The following is a 15,017-nucleotide window of genomic DNA, read 5'->3' as shown; positions in this document are numbered from 1 at the left end:
CTGAACTCCTGCATGAGTGGGGTACAGGGTGGTCGATCAGGCAGGCGCGCAATCGACAGGCCTATCGCCTGAGGCGACCAAAGGTCATCGATCTGCACCACCTCTTCCCCTGCCCCATTGCGGTGCAAAGCCACTACAATAGCCCACCGCAAAAACAGGCTGCCCCCCAATGGATATCGAGCTGGCCCGCACCTTCCTTGAAATCGTTCGCAGCGGCAGCCTGGTGTCCGCCGCCGAACGCCTGCACGTCACCCAGACGGCTATCACCGCCCGGGTACAAAAGCTCGAACAGCAACTGGCCTGCCAGCTGTTCATCCGCAGCCGCAGCGGCGCCAGCCTCACCGCCGACGGCGAAGCCTTCGTGGTTTACGCCAATCAGCTGGTGCAAACCTGGGAGGCCGCACGCCGCGACCTGCCCTTGCCCGAGGGCTGCCACCAGGTGCTGCACATCGGCGGCGAAGTCAGCCTGGGCAACCCGCTGGTGCTCGGCTGGGTCAGCGCCCTGCACCGGGAAATGCCCGGCCACGCCATTCGCAGCGAAGTCAGCGACGGCGAGTCCTTGCTGCACAAAGTGGAAATGGGCGTGCTCGACGCCGTGCTGGTCTACCAGCCCACCTACGGTCCGGGCCTGCAGGTGGAACAACTGATGGAAGAAAAACTGATCCGCATCCGCCGCAAAGACCAGCCCGAACCTTACGTATACATCGACTGGGGCCAGGCCTTCCGCCGCCGCCACGACGCCGCCCTGCCCGAATGCGCGCGCCCGGCGCTGAGCTTCAACCTCGGGCCGCTGGCGCTGCAGTACATCCTCGAACACGGTGGCAGCGGCTACTTCCGTACCCGCGTGGTGCAGGCGTACCTGGACAGCGGCGTATTCGAACGTGTGCCGCAAGCGCCGGAGTTCACCTACCCCACCTACCTGGTGTATGCCCGCGAGCGCGACAGCGAGGCGTTGCAGCAGGCGTTCAGGGTGCTGCGCGAAGTGGTGGCCGGTGAGAGTGACTGGTCACAGCGCTGGGATCCTGTGATCTGAGCGCGTCGCTTCACTGAGCAACTGGCGCTTGAGCCCGGCAATCAAATCGGTCTGGGTGATCACCCCCACCAGCGCCTCCCCTTGCATCACCGGCAAGCAATGCAGCCCCTGCTCACTGAGCAACGGAATCAGCGCCACCGCGGGCTCGTCACTGCGCACGGTAATCACCGGCCGGCTCATGATCTGCTCCAGCAGCACCTGAGGCCTGTGCCCAAACAACCCGCGCCAGCTGAAACGCCCCTCGGCCATGGCCGGCCCGACTAGGTCGCTCAAGCTGACAATCCCCACCAAACGCCGCGCCTCATCCAGTACCGGCAAGGTGTGCAAGTGGTGGCTCGACAACAACTGCCAGGCCTGCTGCAGGGTGGTCTGCGGGGTCGCCAACTGCACATCCCGCGACATCACCGAGGCGGCGGTAATGCCACCGAGGCTGCGCTTGAGCGCGTGTTGCTCGGTGGCCATGATGATGCGTTCGAGCTCATCGCGGGTGACGTCGACAAACTCGCCGAGCTCTTCCAGCGCCTGGTCGAGGTCCTCGCCACTGACCCCGACCCGCTCACCCGGCAACACATCGGCGGTGTGGTGCAGGTCTTTGCGCGGCGTGGCGGTTTTCGGGTAGCGCACGCCGGTCAGGCGGTTGTAGATCACCGCCACGGCCACCAGTACCAGGGCATTGAGCATGATCGGCTCGAACACCTGGTCGCCCATTGCCGCCAGTGATGAGTCCGCCAGCACCACGCTCACCGCCACCCCGCCCCCCGGCGGGTGCAGGCAGCGCAGCAGGCACATCAGCAAAATCGCCACGCCAAGGGCCAGTGCCGCGACCCACAAGGCCGAGCCAAAACAGTGATGCAACACCAGCCCCACCGCCGTCGCGCTGGCATAACTGCCAACAAAGGGCCAGGGCTGCGCCAGCGCGCCGGAGTGCACAGCAAACAGCAGCACCGCCGAGGCCGCCAACGGCCCGAGCAAGTGCAGCGCCACCGTCGGGCCAAAGGCCAGGCTACAGACGAAACCAGCAAGAAACAGACCGAGCAGCGCGCCGACGCCTGCGCGTAGCCATTCTTTCGGGGGGATGTTCAGAGGGGCCGGCAGCAGCCGGCTGAACCAGTTGTTCAGACCGCGGGTAGACATGGGTAAATCGGGCACCTGGGCAGTAAAAAAAGCCCGGCCAACATGGCTGGGCTGAGTATTGCGAGGGGCAATACCAATGGGCTCCGTCCGTGGAGATGGAATTTTTTGAGTGTTGCGTCGGGGAGATTTTGCCGGGGTTGCGGTGGCGGGTGGTAATTCAAAAAAGTGAGGGGTGGGTGCAGTTTTTTTGAGGGATGGGCAGCGACAGGCCGGTGTCTACCGATCCGCGCCGGTACCTTGGCCAAGTCGGCGAGCAGGTTGGGTGACGATGCCAACGTGATAGGTGAGTAGTCCGCTTGCGGCCACGATGCCCAGCGCGACGAAGGCTGCGCTATAGCCGAAACCATGCGCGATCCAACCGGCGAGTGCGTGACTCATGGCCGCGCCTACCCCTTGGATTGCCATCACGGCACCAAGCCCTGCATTGACGTGTCCAGTGCCGCGCAGGATGCAAGCGACAAGCCCGGGCAAGGCGACACCCAGCAGGCCCGCCCCGATTCCGTCAAGGGCCTGTACCGGAAGCAGCGCCCATGGGGACGCCCAGAAACCGGCGATCAGCCCTCGCAAGGGTAAAGCCAACAGGGCGGTAATGATCAGTAGCCGATACCCGTGCCGAGAGGCATACCATCCAGCCCAAAGCGCCACAGGAACCATCACCAGCTGCGCGACGATGACGGTCGATGCCGTGAATACGCTGGGGTCCGCCAGCCCGCGCGTGACGTTCGACTGCGCAAACAAGGGCAGCATCGCGGCATTGCCCAGGTGGAACAGCAGCATCGTGATCGCGAGCAGGCCCAGCTCGCGCGAGTCCGTCAAAATCCGCAGCATGGAAGGCGCAGGACCGCCACCTTGCGCAGGCTGGTTGCAAGTGAGGTCTGCACCACGGGCCCGCTCATGATTGATGTCCTGCGGATGGATCTTGCACAAGCAAGCAAGCGCCGCGCACGCCATCAGGGCCATCAACACGAATACGGCTGACAGCCCCCAGCGGTAGCCTGCCAGCCCGGCCAATGCAGCCGCGACCACGTTGCCGGCATGGTTCCAGGCCTCGTTGATGCCAAGCTGCCGAGACAGGTCCCTCTGATCCACGATGCCCAAGGTAATACCCATGATGCCGGCGCCCATCAACGCCCCCACGGCACCGGTCACCAGCTGAGAGGCGACCACGACGCCGAACGACGCTGCCGTCCATAGCGCCGCCGTGGCGAGCATGAGCATGACGGTGGCACTTGCCAGTAGAAGTCGCTTGTAGCGCGAAGCGTCGATCCAGGCTCCCATCGGCGTGGTCGCCAGCATGCCTGCGACGCCGCCGATGGCCATTACGTAGCCGATGTCATCGGCTCGCCAGCCTTGACTGGCCAGAAGCACACCGAGGAAGGGCCCCAGGCCGTCACGGACGTCGGCCAGGAAGAAGTTCAGGCCGGACAGCCAGCTCCGCGAGCCGGCGTGCGTCGGGGTTATGGAAGGCGTTGCCATCGTCACATCCTTACTGCGCACGGTCGTAAAGCGGCTCCAGGGTGGACAGCGAGGTGCCCATGCTGACGGCTTCCAACGCGGTGCCAAACACATTGCGCGTGCCCAGCCCGGATGCCGCGAACGGCGCCCCCGTCTGCACCGACAGGCGCAGGCTTTCTGGCGGGAAACGAACGATGCTGCCATCGCTGAGGATGACGCCGTTGGCCTCGCCCCGCGGACCAGTGAGCACAGCCTCCACCTGGCCTTCCACCTGCTGGGGCTGCAGGCGCTGGGCGCGCAGGTGGGGTGGCAGGACTCGGCCTTCGCCGACCGGCGGCGGCTGGTCGTACACGGTGCGCCCGCTGGCGGTGTGGACGATGGCGTCGGCCTTGACCGTGCCCCGCGCTTGCGCCCGTCCGATGATGCGCACGGCGTCCCCCACCTGGACCGCCGCAGTGAGCGCATCGGCCATGTGCGGCGCGAACTTGACAATGGTTCCGTCGCTCAGGCGCAGGCCGTCGACCTCACCGTAGGGATTGATGAGCATCCGCTGGACCTGACCTTCCACCACGTACTGGCCCATCAGGCCAGGGGCGGCCATGCCTTGATGCGATGTCGCAGGCAGATGAGCGGCTGGGTCGGGCGCCATGGCCTGTGCGCTGAGGCTGCACAGGCCGAATACCAGCGCAGCAGACGTGGCGATGAAATACCTAGACATTGGAGAAGCTCCTTGGCTTGGGAAACAACACCCAACCTGTAGTGCAAGCACCATGCCTAACAATATTTACAACAAATTCAACTGCTTACATAAATAACGAGCCATGCGCCGTCCGATCCCGTGACGCCCGGGTGTCACAGAATCGGACACCGGCTGGCCTGCGCAGGGGTCAGTCCAGCCCAAACTCGGCCAGCTTGCGGTAGAGCTGTTGGCGAGACAGACCGAGACGCCGCGCCGCCTCCGCGCGGTTACCGGCCGTCGCAGCCAGGGCTCGCACAATCATCTCGCGCTCCAGGTGGGCAACGGCTTGTGCCATAGGTCCCTCCCAGTCGATGTCCAGGCCCGGGGTGGGCGCCGCCGCTGCCTGCAAGCCGATGTGTTCGACATCGATGACCGCGCCGTGGCTGAGGATGGCCGCGCGTTCCATGGCGTTGCGCAGTTCGCGCACGTTGCCGGGCCAGGGGTGGGCCAGCAGCAGCCGGGCGGCCGCTGCACTCAAGCGCTTGGGCGAGTCGCCGCCCAACAGGCGTAGAAAGTGCTCGGCCAGCAGCAGCACGTCGCCCAGCCGCTCGCGCAGCGGCGGCAGCCACAGCGGCACCACCTGCAGGCGGTACCACAGGTCTTCCCGGAAGCGCCCCTCCTTGACCGCGGCGGGCAGGTCCCGGTGCGTGGCCACGACGATGCGCACGTCCACCGGCTGGACGCGGTTGGCGCCCACGGGGGTGATCTCGCGCTCCTGCAGCACCCGCAGAATCTTCGCCTGTGTGGGCAGCGGCATGTCGCCGATCTCGTCAAGGAACAGGGTGCCGCCATCGGCCTCGCGAAAGCGTCCGGTGCGTTCGTGGACGGCACCGGTGAACGCGCCTTTGACATGACCGAACAGCTCGCTTTCCATCAGTTCAGCCGGGATCGCAGCGCAGTTCACTGCGACGAAGGGGCCGCTGGCTCTAGCGCTGTTGCGATGCAAAGCGCGCGCCACCAGTTCCTTGCCCGTGCCCGTCTCGCCGAGGATCAAGGCGGTGGCATCGGAGTTCGCAGCCAGCCCGATGTGCTTGAAGACCTGGCGCATGGCCTCGCTGGCGCTGACCAGTTCACGGCCATCCACAGGTTCTCTTGCGCCGGGCGATGCCCCGGCCGCCTGAGGCCGGTCTGGGCTGGGGGCTGCTTGACGCAAGGCCCGCTCGAGCGTTTCGACCAGGGCGACCCTGGTCACGGGCTTGGTCAGATGGTCGAACGCGCCCAGGCTCATCGCCTCGATGGTGTTGCCACCGCTCGCATAGGCGGTGAGCATGATGCAAGGGACCTGCGAGAGGCGCGCCGCACGGCGCAGGAACACCAGACCATCCTCTCCCGGCAGCCGCAGGTCGACGATGGCCGCATCCACGGCCTCGGTGCGCAGCCTGTGCAGGCCCGCATCGGTGCTTTGGGCCTGCAGCACCGTATGGCCCAGGTCCTGCAGCACTTCTGCAAGGCTGTCACGGAACGCGGCGTCATCGTCGACAATCAGGATTCGGGCCACGGTAGCTCCATCTCTATGCGCGTGCCCTTGGCCGACTCGGCGAGACCGACCCGCCCGCCGTGTCCCTGCACGATCTCGCGCACCAGCGCCAGCCCCAGGCCGGTACCGCCTGCGCGGGTAGTGGCGAAAGGCTCGAACAACGTATCGCGCATGTCGGCCGGAATACCGCAACCATCGTCCGCCACCCACAACAGCAATGCGCCACGGCGCGTGCGCTGCGCACCGAGTTCGATCTCACCGCATTCTCCCGTGTGCGCCATCGCGTTGAGCAGCAGGTTGTCAAAGACCCGTGCCATTTGTGTCGGGTCGAACAGCGCCAGCCCCTTCGCGCTTTCGGACAGCTGCGGTTCAACCGCCAGTGTGATTCGTACGCCATGCTTTTGCGCCGCCTCGGCATGGGCATTGCGCTGCGCCTCCAGCCATCCCCGCAGGTCAACCGCCTGGCGCTCGGCGCGCAACGGTTGCGTCAATGCCAGCAGGCTCGACACCAGTGCCTCCAGGCGTGCCGTTTGCGACAGCACCGCCTCCAGGGCACCAACCACACGGGCTTCGCGCCGGTCGGCCGGCGCAGCCATCGCGTTTTCCGCCTTCATGCGCATCGTGCCCAATGGGTTGCGAATCTCATGCGCGAGCCCGGCGCAAACGCGCCCCAAGGTCGCCAGACGTTCGGACTGGGCCAGTTGCTCTCGCAGGTGGGCCGACTGGCGCTGCCAACGCGCAAGCATCCAGCCCAGCCATGCGCCGGAGACCACCACCAGCGCCAGCAGCAGGCTCACCGCGAGGATCAGGGTGTTGACCGTGCCTGCGGCCAACAGCGGCACGCGCAGCAGGGTCCAGGCGATCAGGCGGCGGTCATCGGTGGGCACAGGGCAGGCAGCGAACGCCACGGCTTCGCGTAAACCCGGTCGCACGTCCGCCACAAGGCCTGCAGAATCCTGCGCACGCTGGGCCGTGGAGGCAATGCGCTCCAGCTCGGCACTTGGCGGATCACGCTTGATTCCCGTGCCATCGTAGGTCGGGAAAGCGTAGGCCACCACGCCCGCATCCGCTCGCCAGAAGCCGCCCTCCATGCCCGGCTGATCGCGCAGTGCCAAATCAAGCACCGCCTGTGCCGCAGCCGGGGTCATGGGATAGGGCTGATCGTCTGCAGGCGGGAGCTGCTGGCGAACGCGTGCCGCCCCCGCTTGCAGCGCCTGGCAACTGGTCGCGGTGAGTTGGCGCGCATGCGCAATCTGGGGACCGGCGCCTTGGCGGCTGAGTATCAACAGCAACCACCCCAGCACAAGCGCAACGGCGGCAATGGATAGCCACAGGATCAACAGATCACGTCGAACGGATGATTGCAGCGACAGGTCAAATTCCCTTTGATGTGAGGCACCGCGGGTCAATCGGTGGGCGTTTTGCCGGCAACCTTGCCAGATGGGCCATTGCCGCGCAAGAAAACGCTCGGTTGGCCGGCCGTTTCATAACCAGGCGTGACGTGGTTGAGCAAGGTTACGAGGTTGCAAGGGTGTGTGCAGGGGCAAGTTGTTTTCGAGCAAACGTGCCCCGCTGCCGGGGAAGATCGTCTGTCAGAACTTCCCCAAATATGGCATTCAGCCTGATGGGCAGTGACACCTCTCTAGCCAGGGGGGATCCGACACCAACGCACCATAGGCAACACCTGATGCAAGCATTACTGCTAGAGATCCTCGACCAAGTTCGTCCCCTGCTCAGCCAGGGCCAGGTGGCGCAATACATCCCCGCCCTGGCCCAGGTAGAGCCCAACCAACTGGGCATTGCCGTGCATGGTTTGGACGGTCAATTGCACTGCGCGGGGGATGCGCACACGCCATTCTCGATCCAGAGCATTTCCAAGGTGTTCAGCCTGGTGCAGGCGATCAACCACAGCGGCGAAGATATCTGGTCGCGGCTGGGTTACGAGCCTTCCGGGCAGGCGTTCAATTCGCTGGTGCAGCTTGAGGTGGAAAAAGGCAAGCCGCGTAACCCGTTTATCAATGCCGGCGCACTGGTGATCTGCGATATCAACCAGTCCCGTTACGCCACCCCAGCGCTCTCGATGCGTGATTTTGTCCGCCGCCTGGCAGGCAACCCGCGCGTTACCAGCGACCTTGTGGTCGCGGACTCCGAATACCAGCACCGCGCACGCAATGCCGCCATGGCCTACCTGATGCAGGCGTTCGGTAACTTCCACAACGATGTTGATGCGGTGCTACGCAGCTACTTCCACCATTGCGCCTTGTCCATGAACTGCATAGACGTTGCCCGGGGCTTCGCGTTCCTGGCCAACAGCGGTTACTGCCCACATAGCGGCGAACAAGTGCTCAACCCACGCCAAGCACAACAAGTGAATGCGATCATGGCCACCAGCGGGCTGTATGACGAGGCAGGCAACTTTGCCTACCGTGTGGGCCTGCCAGGCAAGAGCGGTGTCGGTGGCGGTATTGTCGCGATTGTGCCGGGACGCTACAGCATCTGTGTGTGGTCACCAGCACTGAACGCCTCGGGTAACTCACTGGCGGGGCTGCGCGCGCTGGAGCTGTTGAGCGAACGCATCACGGGTTCGGTGTTTTCGGCGGTACCTTGAACTGGCCGGGCCTCAACCGTTGTCCCGATTCCCCGCCAGTCCTTCTTTAACTGCCCCGGCAAAACCCGCACAATCGCCGGCTTTTTTCGACAAGGTAGTCCCTCATGCAACGGATCGTCATTTTGGGCAACGCCGGTAGCGGTAAGTCCACCCTCGCCCGCGTTCTCGGTAAACGCCTGGGCTTGCCGGTGGTGCACCTGGACAGGCTGTTCTGGGAGCCTGGCTGGGTCGAGCCCGACGCCGAGCAGTACCGCGCGCGGGTGCGCGAGGCGGTGGCACAGGACACCTGGGTGTGTGAAGGCAACTATGCACGGCGTACCTTTGACCTGCGCCTGCCGCGCGCTGACCTGGTCATCTGGCTGGATACACCGCGCTTGACCTGCTTTTGGCGGGTGATCAAGCGCAGCGTGTTGAACCGCCCTCGCCCCGACCTGCCCGAAGGTTGTAGCGAAAAGCTTGATCGGGCGTTTCTGACTTTTTTGAAATTCGTCTGGACCTTTGATCGCGGTTATCGCCCGGGAATCGAGGCAGTGCGCGAGGCCATCGGGCCGCAGGTGCCGGTGGTGCATTTGCGCGGCAGTCGGCAGATTGCGGCGTTTGTCGAAGGCTTGCCCGGCAATGCAGGCTTCAGCCCAAAGGCACAGCAATCAGTGCAATGATGCTGCCGTGTATGGACCGGAGACATCGCTGACGAGCCAGCGCCCTTGAGAACGGCGCAAGTCCTGTGGGAGCGGGCCTTGCCCGCGATCGAGCGCGCAGCGGTCGCAATCCAGGCAACACCTGATGTGCTGGCTGTACCGGCCTCATCGCTGGCAAGCCAGCTCCCACAGGGAATGCATCAACCCTGAGAACGCGAAGCGGTCGTCGGCCTAGCTCCTGCGTCAACGGCACCGGCAGTTGGTTGAGCGGGCCGCTGTGGCGGGTCCAAGGTTAACGTCAACGTCAAGATCAAGCCTGCTCCGCTCACCCCTGCTCCAACAGCCGTTCCATCAGCATCCGCGCGTTTTCGGTGCAGGTGCGGTCTTCGGGGCGGTTTTCGATGCTGTCGATGGCCACCAGCAATTGCGCGCGATTCTGCGCCAGTTGCTGTTGCAGCACTTCGATCTCGGCGACCTTGCGCTTGAGCCCGGCCAGCAGCGCATCATGCTGCCAGCCGTCGGCGTTGGCCGGCAGCAGTTGGCGGATCTCCTCGAGGCTGAACCCGGCACCCTGGGCGCTGGTGATGATTTGCAGGGTCCACAGCGCTTGCGGGGCGTAGTCGCGGTAGCCGTTGGCCTTGCGCGCCACCGATCTGATCAGGCCGCTGGCCTCGTAAAAGCGAATGCGCGAGGCACTCAGGCCGCTGCGTTTCGCCAGTTCTCCTATTCTCATAGCTCGCCTTCAACAGGGCATTGACCTTAAACCTCACTTTAACCCTAGGACGCAGCAAACACATCACAGAGGAGCAACGAACATGGCATTCGTCACAACCAAAGACGGCGTTGAAATCTTCTACAAGGACTGGGGCCCGCGCGATGCCCAGGTGATTTTCTTCCACCACGGCTGGCCCCTCAGCGGCGACGACTGGGATGCGCAGATGCTGTTCTTCCTGGCCCAGGGTTATCGGGTGATCGCCCACGACCGCCGCGGCCATGGGCGCTCCAGCCAGGTCTGGGATGGCCACGACATGGACCACTACGCCGACGACGTGGCGGCAGTGGTCGACCACCTGGGCGTACGCAGCGCGGTGCATGTCGGGCACTCCACCGGTGGCGGCGAGGTGGTCCATTACCTGGCCCGCCACGGCCAGGACCGCGCCAGCAAGGCGGCGATCCTCGCGGCGGTGCCGCCGCTGATGGTGCAAACCGCCAGTAACCCCGGCGGCCTGCCCAAGTCGGTGTTCGACGACCTGCAGGCGCAGCTGGCGGCCAACCGCGCGCAGTTCTACCACGACATTCCCGCCGGGCCGTTCTACGGCTACAACCGCCCCGGTGCGACACCGTCGCAAGGGGTGATCCTCAACTGGTGGCGCCAGGGCATGATGGGCAGCGCCAAGGCCCACTACGATGGCATCGTCGCCTTCTCGCAGACCGACTTCACCGAGGACTTGAAGCGCCTCACCCTGCCGGTGCTGGTAATGCACGGTGACGACGACCAGATCGTGCCCTACGAAAACTCAGGCCTGCTGTCGGCCAGGCTGCTGAGCAACAGCACCCTGAAAACCTACAAAGGCTACCCCCACGGCATGCCCACCACCCATGCCGACATCATCAACGCCGACCTGCTGGCCTTCATACGCAGCTGATGCGATGGTGCCAGGGCCCTCCCCTGGCACCTCGCCCGCCCCGCTGAAAAAGCCTGTTGACATTAAAGTTAACTTTAAAGTTATGGTTTGAGCACGATCAACCGAGGTGCTGCCATGAACGTGTTCGACAAGCTGACATTGCCCAACGCAAGCGAAATCCCCAACCGCCTGGCCAAGGCCGCGATGGAAGAGAACATGGCCGACGCCGACCAGGCGCCGTCCGTAGAATTGCTGCGCTTGTACCAGGCCTGGGCCGAAGGTGGCGCCGGCCTGTTGATCAGCGGCAACGTGATGGTCGACAGCCGCGCCATGACCGGCCCGGGCGGCGTGGTGCTGGAGGATGACCGGCAACTGGCCAAGTTCAAGCGCTGGGCCAGTGTCGGCCGTGCCCAGGGTGCGCAGTTCTGGCTGCAGATCAACCACCCCGGGCGGCAAATGCCGGCCAACCTCGGCCAGCCCACCTGGGCGCCGTCGGCGGTGGCGCTGGAGATGGGCAAACTGTCGAAGCACTTCAACCCACCCCAGGCGATGACCGAGGCGGTGATCGACGATGTCATCCAACGCTTTGCCCGTACCGCGCAACTGGCCGAACAGGCCGGTTTCACCGGGGTGGAGATTCATGCCGCGCATGGCTATCTGCTGAGCCAGTTCCTCTCGCCGCTGAGCAACAAGCGCAACGACGCCTGGGGCGGCTCGCTTGAGAACCGTGCGCGGCTGTTGCTGGAAATCGTCAAGGCAGTGCGCGCGGTGGTGGCGCCGCAGTTTGCCGTGGCAGTCAAGCTCAACTCCGCCGACTTTCAGCGCGGCGGCTTCAGTGCCGATGATGCCCGTCAGGTGGTGCAACTGCTCAACGGCCTGGGCGTCGACCTGGTGGAATTGTCCGGTGGCAGCTACGAAGCCCCGGCCATGCAGGGTGAAGCCCGTGACGGGCGGACCCTGGCCCGGGAAGCCTACTTCCTGGAGTTCGCCCGCGACGTGCAGAAGGTGGCGAGCATGCCGCTGATGGTCACTGGCGGCATCCGCCGCCTGCCGGTGGCCCAGCAGGTGGTCGACAGTGGCGTGGCCATGGTCGGCATCGGCACGGCGCTAGCCATCGACCCCAACCTGCCCCGCGCCTGGCAGCAAGGCAAAGGCACGGCGCCGGCGCTGGCGCCGATCACCTGGAAGAACAAGCCGCTGGCATCGCTGGCCAACATGGCCCTGGTCAAGTTCCAGCTGCGCAAGCTCAGCCAGGGCAAGGCGCCCCGCCCGCAGGTGTCGCCGCTGTGGGCGCTGATCGGCCAGCAACTGGGCAATGCGCTGCGCGCCCGCCAGTACCGGCAGTGGGTCGCCCAGCGCGTGCGTTGAGCCACTTCACCCGCGATGAGGCCAGCACAGCTCTAACAGGGTTCATCAGCTCTGGCAGAAGCGGATCCGGTTGCCAAACGGGTCATAGACTTCCAGCACCTTGCCCCAGCCCTGCTCGACAATATCCGGCCGGCCATAGCCGTAGCGCTTGGCCTGCAGCTCGTCGCGCAGTGGCTCGATATTGTGCATGGGCACGAAGATCGTTGCGCCTGGGCTGGCATCACCGTGATGCTCGGACAGGTGCAACTGCAGGCCATCGCGGCTGATGCCCAGGTACAGCGGCAGGTCAGCCTCGAAACGGTGCTCGAACTCGACGCTGAAACCCAGGAAACCCAAATAGAATTCGCGGGCCTTGGTTTCATCGAAACTGCGCAAAATGGGGATGGGCTTGTCGAAGCGGATCGCCGCTGCCGGGCTGTCCGGGGGCAACAACGCAGCGGCGGTGTTCCAGTCTTTATAACCCAGCTGCTGCGCCACCAGCTCCAGCGCGCCTGAATGTGAAAGCTGCGGGCTCTGCGCTTGCAGCGACACGCGCAGACGCTTGGCCATCTGTTTGGCCTGTTCGAGTGAAATCATCGTTCCTCCTGGAGTCGAGGCCACAAGGTGCTCGCGTTGCCAAACCTCGACTGCAAGAAAAGCGACAGGGTTCGGGAGTTGTTCACATGCTTTCACCATGCCCTGAGGGCGCGAGCGGCAGGCAGCATTGGCCTGGCGGCGATAGTACACAGATGATCAGCGCACTGTCGATTTCGCCGCGCCTGGTTCGACTATGGTCAGGCATGCCCTCAACCCACCCCATCAGGAGCAGACCATGCGCAAACTCGTTGATCCACCCGATCATCCTCGGGTGTGGCAAGCGCTGGTTCGATGACCAGGCACACGCGTCGGCATTTAACCTGGCGCAATCGAGCAGCACGCCAAGCGGAGTGCTGGTTGCACGTTATGTGCTTAACGGGGAGGTGCGCACCGGGTCGTTTGCCTAGACTGGGCAGGTACCGCCGCACTGGAGAGCGCAATGCCCGCCCCTGAAACCGAACTTTTGCAAAGCTGGCAACACAACGCCCGAGCCTGGATCAAAGCCATCCGCAGCGGCGCCATCGAAAGCCGCCTGAAGGTTACCGATCAGGCCATTCTGCTGGCCGTGCTCGGCCGCCAGCCCGAACGCGTGCTGGACCTCGGCTGTGGTGAAGGCTGGTTGTTGCGGGCGCTGGCCAAGCGTGGCATCGATGCCGTGGGCGTCGATGGCGACCCGACCCTGGTGGAAGCGGCGCGGGCGGCGGGCGCTGCACAGGTACACCTGGCAAGCTACCAGGCACTGGCACAAGCGCAGGTAGATATTGGCCGCGACTACAACCTGATCTGCGCCAACTTCGCCCTGCTGCACCAGGACATCATCCCCCTGCTCGGCGCCATGAACGCCCTGCTCGCCCCCGGCGGCGCCCTGGTGATCCAGACCCTGCACCCGTGGACGGCCGCTGCAGGCGACTATCAGGACGGTTGGCGGCAAGAGACCTTTGCCGGTTTTCAGGGCCAATGGCACCCCATGCCCTGGTACTTGCGCACCTTGTCCAGCTGGATCAATGCCCTGGACATGGCGGGGTTCAGGCTGATCGCCCTGCAGGAGCCGCAGCATCCGCAAAACCCGCTGCCGCAATCCTTGTTGCTGGTGGCCGAGTCGAGAGGATGAGCTCGGTCACATCCCATTCCATCCACGTAAAAGGAAGCACGCGTCATGAGCGAAGAAACAAAAGTAAAAGGGCCCGCTTCGTACTTCCCCTCCATCGAGAAAAAGTACGGCCAGCCCATCAGCCACTGGCTGAACCAACTTGGCACGGTCAACGACAAGAAGCACATGGAAATGGTCAACTGGCTCAAAGCCGAACATGGTATGGGCCATGGCCATGCCAATGCGCTGGTGGCGTACTTTTTAGCGAGCGCTAAAAACACCTGACGATACAGGCCCAATACCACAAGGCACAGGCATCACCGCCGAGCGGGGCGTGCTGTCGGTGCCGCACTTCATGTTCCTCGCCTCGGTGCTGGCTGCGCGAGCTGATCAGCCGTTGCCTGGCAACGTCCTGACCGGCGAACCTGGCTCAGCGGTCTTTCGCCAGGTAAAACAGGATATAGCCCGAACTCACTAGGCTACCGGCCGCTATTTCGGCGTTGAAGCAGGCCTTGAGTGCATCCTCATCGGCAAAGCCGTACGAAGGCAGTCTGCCCTCAGCAAAGCCGGCGAGCCGCCACAGGTCGAAGCCATCGAGCTCACCCTGCTCGCCAAAGTCGAAATCGACGGGGCCGGTGGGCAAGTGAACCGCACAGCCGTAACCGTGCTTGAAGTAACCAACGCCGCCATCAAGCTCGCCGCGATGGGGGATATCCATCGTCACCCACGCCATAGCGCTCGAGGGTCTCGGGATGCCTGAGCGTTGCATGAGTTCGACAGCGGCGCTGACACTTGCCTGGTAATCGCGGATCAGTCTGGCGAGGAGATTGTTCATGCCGGCTCGCGTTGACAGGGCTGGTCCTGGTCGCACCAGCCAAGCGCTTTGTAGGAGGTTTTATCCTGCTCGGGATAGTCGCTTCGGTACTCTCCCCAGTCCATGTAGGCATAGTATTGGCTCATTGCATCGAAATAACTGTCAGCTTCGACTTCCCACACAAGCCTTGAGCCGGCGCCCATCAGCGCCCGCGCGTTGTCACCGCGGGGCCCGGCCAGGCAGAAGGTTTGACAGTCATCCGGCTCCATCCAGAGTTCATGTTTCATGTACAACGCTCGCGATTGAGTCCGCGCTATCGTGCCCGAAAACATCGGTGCATGACCACTCCAAATCCTGTGGGAGCAGCTTGCCAGCGATCGAACGCGAAGCGGTCGCAACCCAACTGGTGCCTACCGTGATTCGTGCAAAGCCCGGCAACACTGCTATTCCTGTACCCAGG

At 64.1% G+C, this 15,017-nt stretch carries 16 protein-coding genes; 7 read left to right on the top strand and 9 right to left on the bottom strand.

Annotation, left to right across the window (positions count from 1 at the left end):
* Positions 1-169 precede the first annotated feature (169 nt).
* Positions 170-1,033, top strand: coding sequence for a LysR family transcriptional regulator (locus KHO53_RS21205; RefSeq protein WP_010225649.1), 864 nt, complete (start codon positions 170-172; stop codon positions 1,031-1,033).
* Here KHO53_RS21205 and KHO53_RS21200 read toward each other — a convergent pair.
* From KHO53_RS21200 to KHO53_RS21180, 5 genes are all read right to left on the bottom strand, one after another.
* A complete protein-coding gene (locus KHO53_RS21200) occupies positions 1,007-2,167 on the bottom strand; it encodes an HPP family protein (RefSeq protein ID WP_036996058.1) in 1,161 nt (386 codons plus the stop codon). The genes KHO53_RS21205 and KHO53_RS21200 overlap by 27 nt on opposite strands.
* A gap of 216 nt (positions 2,168-2,383) precedes the next feature.
* On the bottom strand, positions 2,384-3,643 hold the full coding sequence (locus KHO53_RS21195; protein ID WP_036996059.1) for an MFS transporter: 1,260 nt from the start codon (positions 3,641-3,643) through the stop codon (positions 2,384-2,386).
* Positions 3,644-3,653: 10 nt separating this feature from the next.
* The gene (locus KHO53_RS21190) at positions 3,654-4,340 is read right to left on the bottom strand and encodes a hypothetical protein (RefSeq protein WP_010225646.1); all 687 of its coding nucleotides are present in this window, start codon (positions 4,338-4,340) and stop codon (positions 3,654-3,656) included.
* A gap of 169 nt (positions 4,341-4,509) precedes the next feature.
* The gene (locus tag KHO53_RS21185) at positions 4,510-5,859 is read right to left on the bottom strand and encodes a sigma-54-dependent transcriptional regulator (protein ID WP_100782233.1); all 1,350 of its coding nucleotides are present in this window, start codon (positions 5,857-5,859) and stop codon (positions 4,510-4,512) included.
* Positions 5,844-7,247 (bottom strand): ATP-binding protein, encoded by a 1,404-nt coding sequence (locus KHO53_RS21180; RefSeq protein ID WP_223253833.1) that lies wholly within the window; start codon positions 7,245-7,247, stop codon positions 5,844-5,846. The genes KHO53_RS21185 and KHO53_RS21180 overlap by 16 nt, the downstream gene beginning before the upstream one ends.
* A 278-nt stretch (positions 7,248-7,525) precedes the next feature.
* Between KHO53_RS21180 and glsB the strand changes: the two genes are divergently transcribed.
* Both glsB and KHO53_RS21170 read left to right on the top strand, forming a co-directional pair.
* Complete coding sequence (gene glsB, locus KHO53_RS21175) at positions 7,526-8,446, top strand: glutaminase B (protein WP_010225642.1); 921 nt, start codon at positions 7,526-7,528, stop codon at positions 8,444-8,446.
* 104 nt (positions 8,447-8,550) lie between these two features.
* Positions 8,551-9,105 (top strand): AAA family ATPase, encoded by a 555-nt coding sequence (locus tag KHO53_RS21170; protein ID WP_010225640.1) that lies wholly within the window; start codon positions 8,551-8,553, stop codon positions 9,103-9,105.
* Between the two features lie 304 nt (positions 9,106-9,409).
* Here KHO53_RS21170 and KHO53_RS21165 read toward each other — a convergent pair whose 3' ends face one another.
* The gene (locus tag KHO53_RS21165; protein WP_010225638.1) at positions 9,410-9,817 is read right to left on the bottom strand and encodes a MerR family transcriptional regulator; all 408 of its coding nucleotides are present in this window, start codon (positions 9,815-9,817) and stop codon (positions 9,410-9,412) included.
* A gap of 82 nt (positions 9,818-9,899) precedes the next feature.
* Here KHO53_RS21165 and KHO53_RS21160 point away from each other — a divergent pair, with 82 nt between their 5' ends.
* Complete coding sequence (locus KHO53_RS21160; protein WP_036996069.1) at positions 9,900-10,730, top strand: alpha/beta fold hydrolase; 831 nt, start codon at positions 9,900-9,902, stop codon at positions 10,728-10,730.
* Between the two features lie 114 nt (positions 10,731-10,844).
* Positions 10,845-12,077, top strand: coding sequence for an NADH:flavin oxidoreductase/NADH oxidase family protein (locus KHO53_RS21155; protein WP_036996070.1), 1,233 nt, complete (start codon positions 10,845-10,847; stop codon positions 12,075-12,077).
* A gap of 45 nt (positions 12,078-12,122) precedes the next feature.
* Here KHO53_RS21155 and KHO53_RS21150 read toward each other — a convergent pair whose 3' ends face one another.
* Complete coding sequence (locus tag KHO53_RS21150) at positions 12,123-12,653, bottom strand: glyoxalase superfamily protein (protein ID WP_036996071.1); 531 nt, start codon at positions 12,651-12,653, stop codon at positions 12,123-12,125.
* 439 nt (positions 12,654-13,092) lie between these two features.
* Between KHO53_RS21150 and KHO53_RS21145 the strand changes: the two genes are divergently transcribed.
* Together KHO53_RS21145 and KHO53_RS21140 are read left to right on the top strand one after the other, a co-directional pair.
* Complete coding sequence (locus KHO53_RS21145; RefSeq protein ID WP_010225631.1) at positions 13,093-13,764, top strand: class I SAM-dependent methyltransferase; 672 nt, start codon at positions 13,093-13,095, stop codon at positions 13,762-13,764.
* A gap of 45 nt (positions 13,765-13,809) precedes the next feature.
* Positions 13,810-14,028 carry a DUF4287 domain-containing protein gene (locus KHO53_RS21140; RefSeq protein ID WP_010225630.1) on the top strand — a complete coding sequence of 73 codons (219 nt, stop codon included), beginning with the start codon at positions 13,810-13,812 and terminating at the stop codon, positions 14,026-14,028.
* Positions 14,029-14,173: 145 nt separating this feature from the next.
* On the opposite strand, the gene KHO53_RS21135 is transcribed toward KHO53_RS21140, so the two are convergent.
* A complete protein-coding gene (locus KHO53_RS21135; RefSeq protein WP_036996072.1) occupies positions 14,174-14,578 on the bottom strand; it encodes a DUF6896 domain-containing protein in 405 nt (134 codons plus the stop codon).
* Positions 14,575-14,844, bottom strand: a complete 270-nt coding sequence (locus KHO53_RS21130; protein ID WP_213570775.1) for a hypothetical protein — start codon at positions 14,842-14,844, stop codon at positions 14,575-14,577. Before KHO53_RS21130 ends, KHO53_RS21135 begins: the two co-directional genes overlap by 4 nt.
* Positions 14,845-15,017 lie beyond the last annotated feature (173 nt).

Source organism: Pseudomonas sp. RC2C2, from assembly GCF_018390435.1.
Classification (GTDB): Bacteria; Pseudomonadota; Gammaproteobacteria; order Pseudomonadales; family Pseudomonadaceae; genus Aquipseudomonas; species Aquipseudomonas donghuensis.
Note: the sequence above shows the minus strand (reverse complement) of the source record. Positions and strands in the feature narration are given on the sequence as shown.

Excerpts from the sequence above, each read along its gene's own strand:
- KHO53_RS21135 (WP_036996072.1), bottom strand. The coding sequence starts at position 14,578 with ATGAACAATCTCCTCGCCAGACTGATCCGCGATTACCAGGCAAGTGTC.
- KHO53_RS21155 (WP_036996070.1), top strand. The coding sequence starts at position 10,845 with ATGAACGTGTTCGACAAGCTGACATTGCCCAACGCAAGCGAAATCCCC.
- KHO53_RS21205 (WP_010225649.1), top strand. The coding sequence starts at position 170 with ATGGATATCGAGCTGGCCCGCACCTTCCTTGAAATCGTTCGCAGCGGC.
- KHO53_RS21150 (WP_036996071.1), bottom strand. The coding sequence starts at position 12,653 with ATGATTTCACTCGAACAGGCCAAACAGATGGCCAAGCGTCTGCGCGTG.
- KHO53_RS21200 (WP_036996058.1), bottom strand. The coding sequence starts at position 2,167 with ATGTCTACCCGCGGTCTGAACAACTGGTTCAGCCGGCTGCTGCCGGCC.
- KHO53_RS21130 (WP_213570775.1), bottom strand. The coding sequence starts at position 14,844 with ATGAAACATGAACTCTGGATGGAGCCGGATGACTGTCAAACCTTCTGC.
- KHO53_RS21140 (WP_010225630.1), top strand. The coding sequence starts at position 13,810 with ATGAGCGAAGAAACAAAAGTAAAAGGGCCCGCTTCGTACTTCCCCTCC.
- KHO53_RS21195 (WP_036996059.1), bottom strand. The coding sequence starts at position 3,643 with ATGGCAACGCCTTCCATAACCCCGACGCACGCCGGCTCGCGGAGCTGG.
- KHO53_RS21165 (WP_010225638.1), bottom strand. The coding sequence starts at position 9,817 with ATGAGAATAGGAGAACTGGCGAAACGCAGCGGCCTGAGTGCCTCGCGC.
- glsB (WP_010225642.1), top strand. The coding sequence starts at position 7,526 with ATGCAAGCATTACTGCTAGAGATCCTCGACCAAGTTCGTCCCCTGCTC.
- KHO53_RS21145 (WP_010225631.1), top strand. The coding sequence starts at position 13,093 with ATGCCCGCCCCTGAAACCGAACTTTTGCAAAGCTGGCAACACAACGCC.
- KHO53_RS21170 (WP_010225640.1), top strand. The coding sequence starts at position 8,551 with ATGCAACGGATCGTCATTTTGGGCAACGCCGGTAGCGGTAAGTCCACC.
- KHO53_RS21160 (WP_036996069.1), top strand. The coding sequence starts at position 9,900 with ATGGCATTCGTCACAACCAAAGACGGCGTTGAAATCTTCTACAAGGAC.
- KHO53_RS21190 (WP_010225646.1), bottom strand. The coding sequence starts at position 4,340 with ATGTCTAGGTATTTCATCGCCACGTCTGCTGCGCTGGTATTCGGCCTG.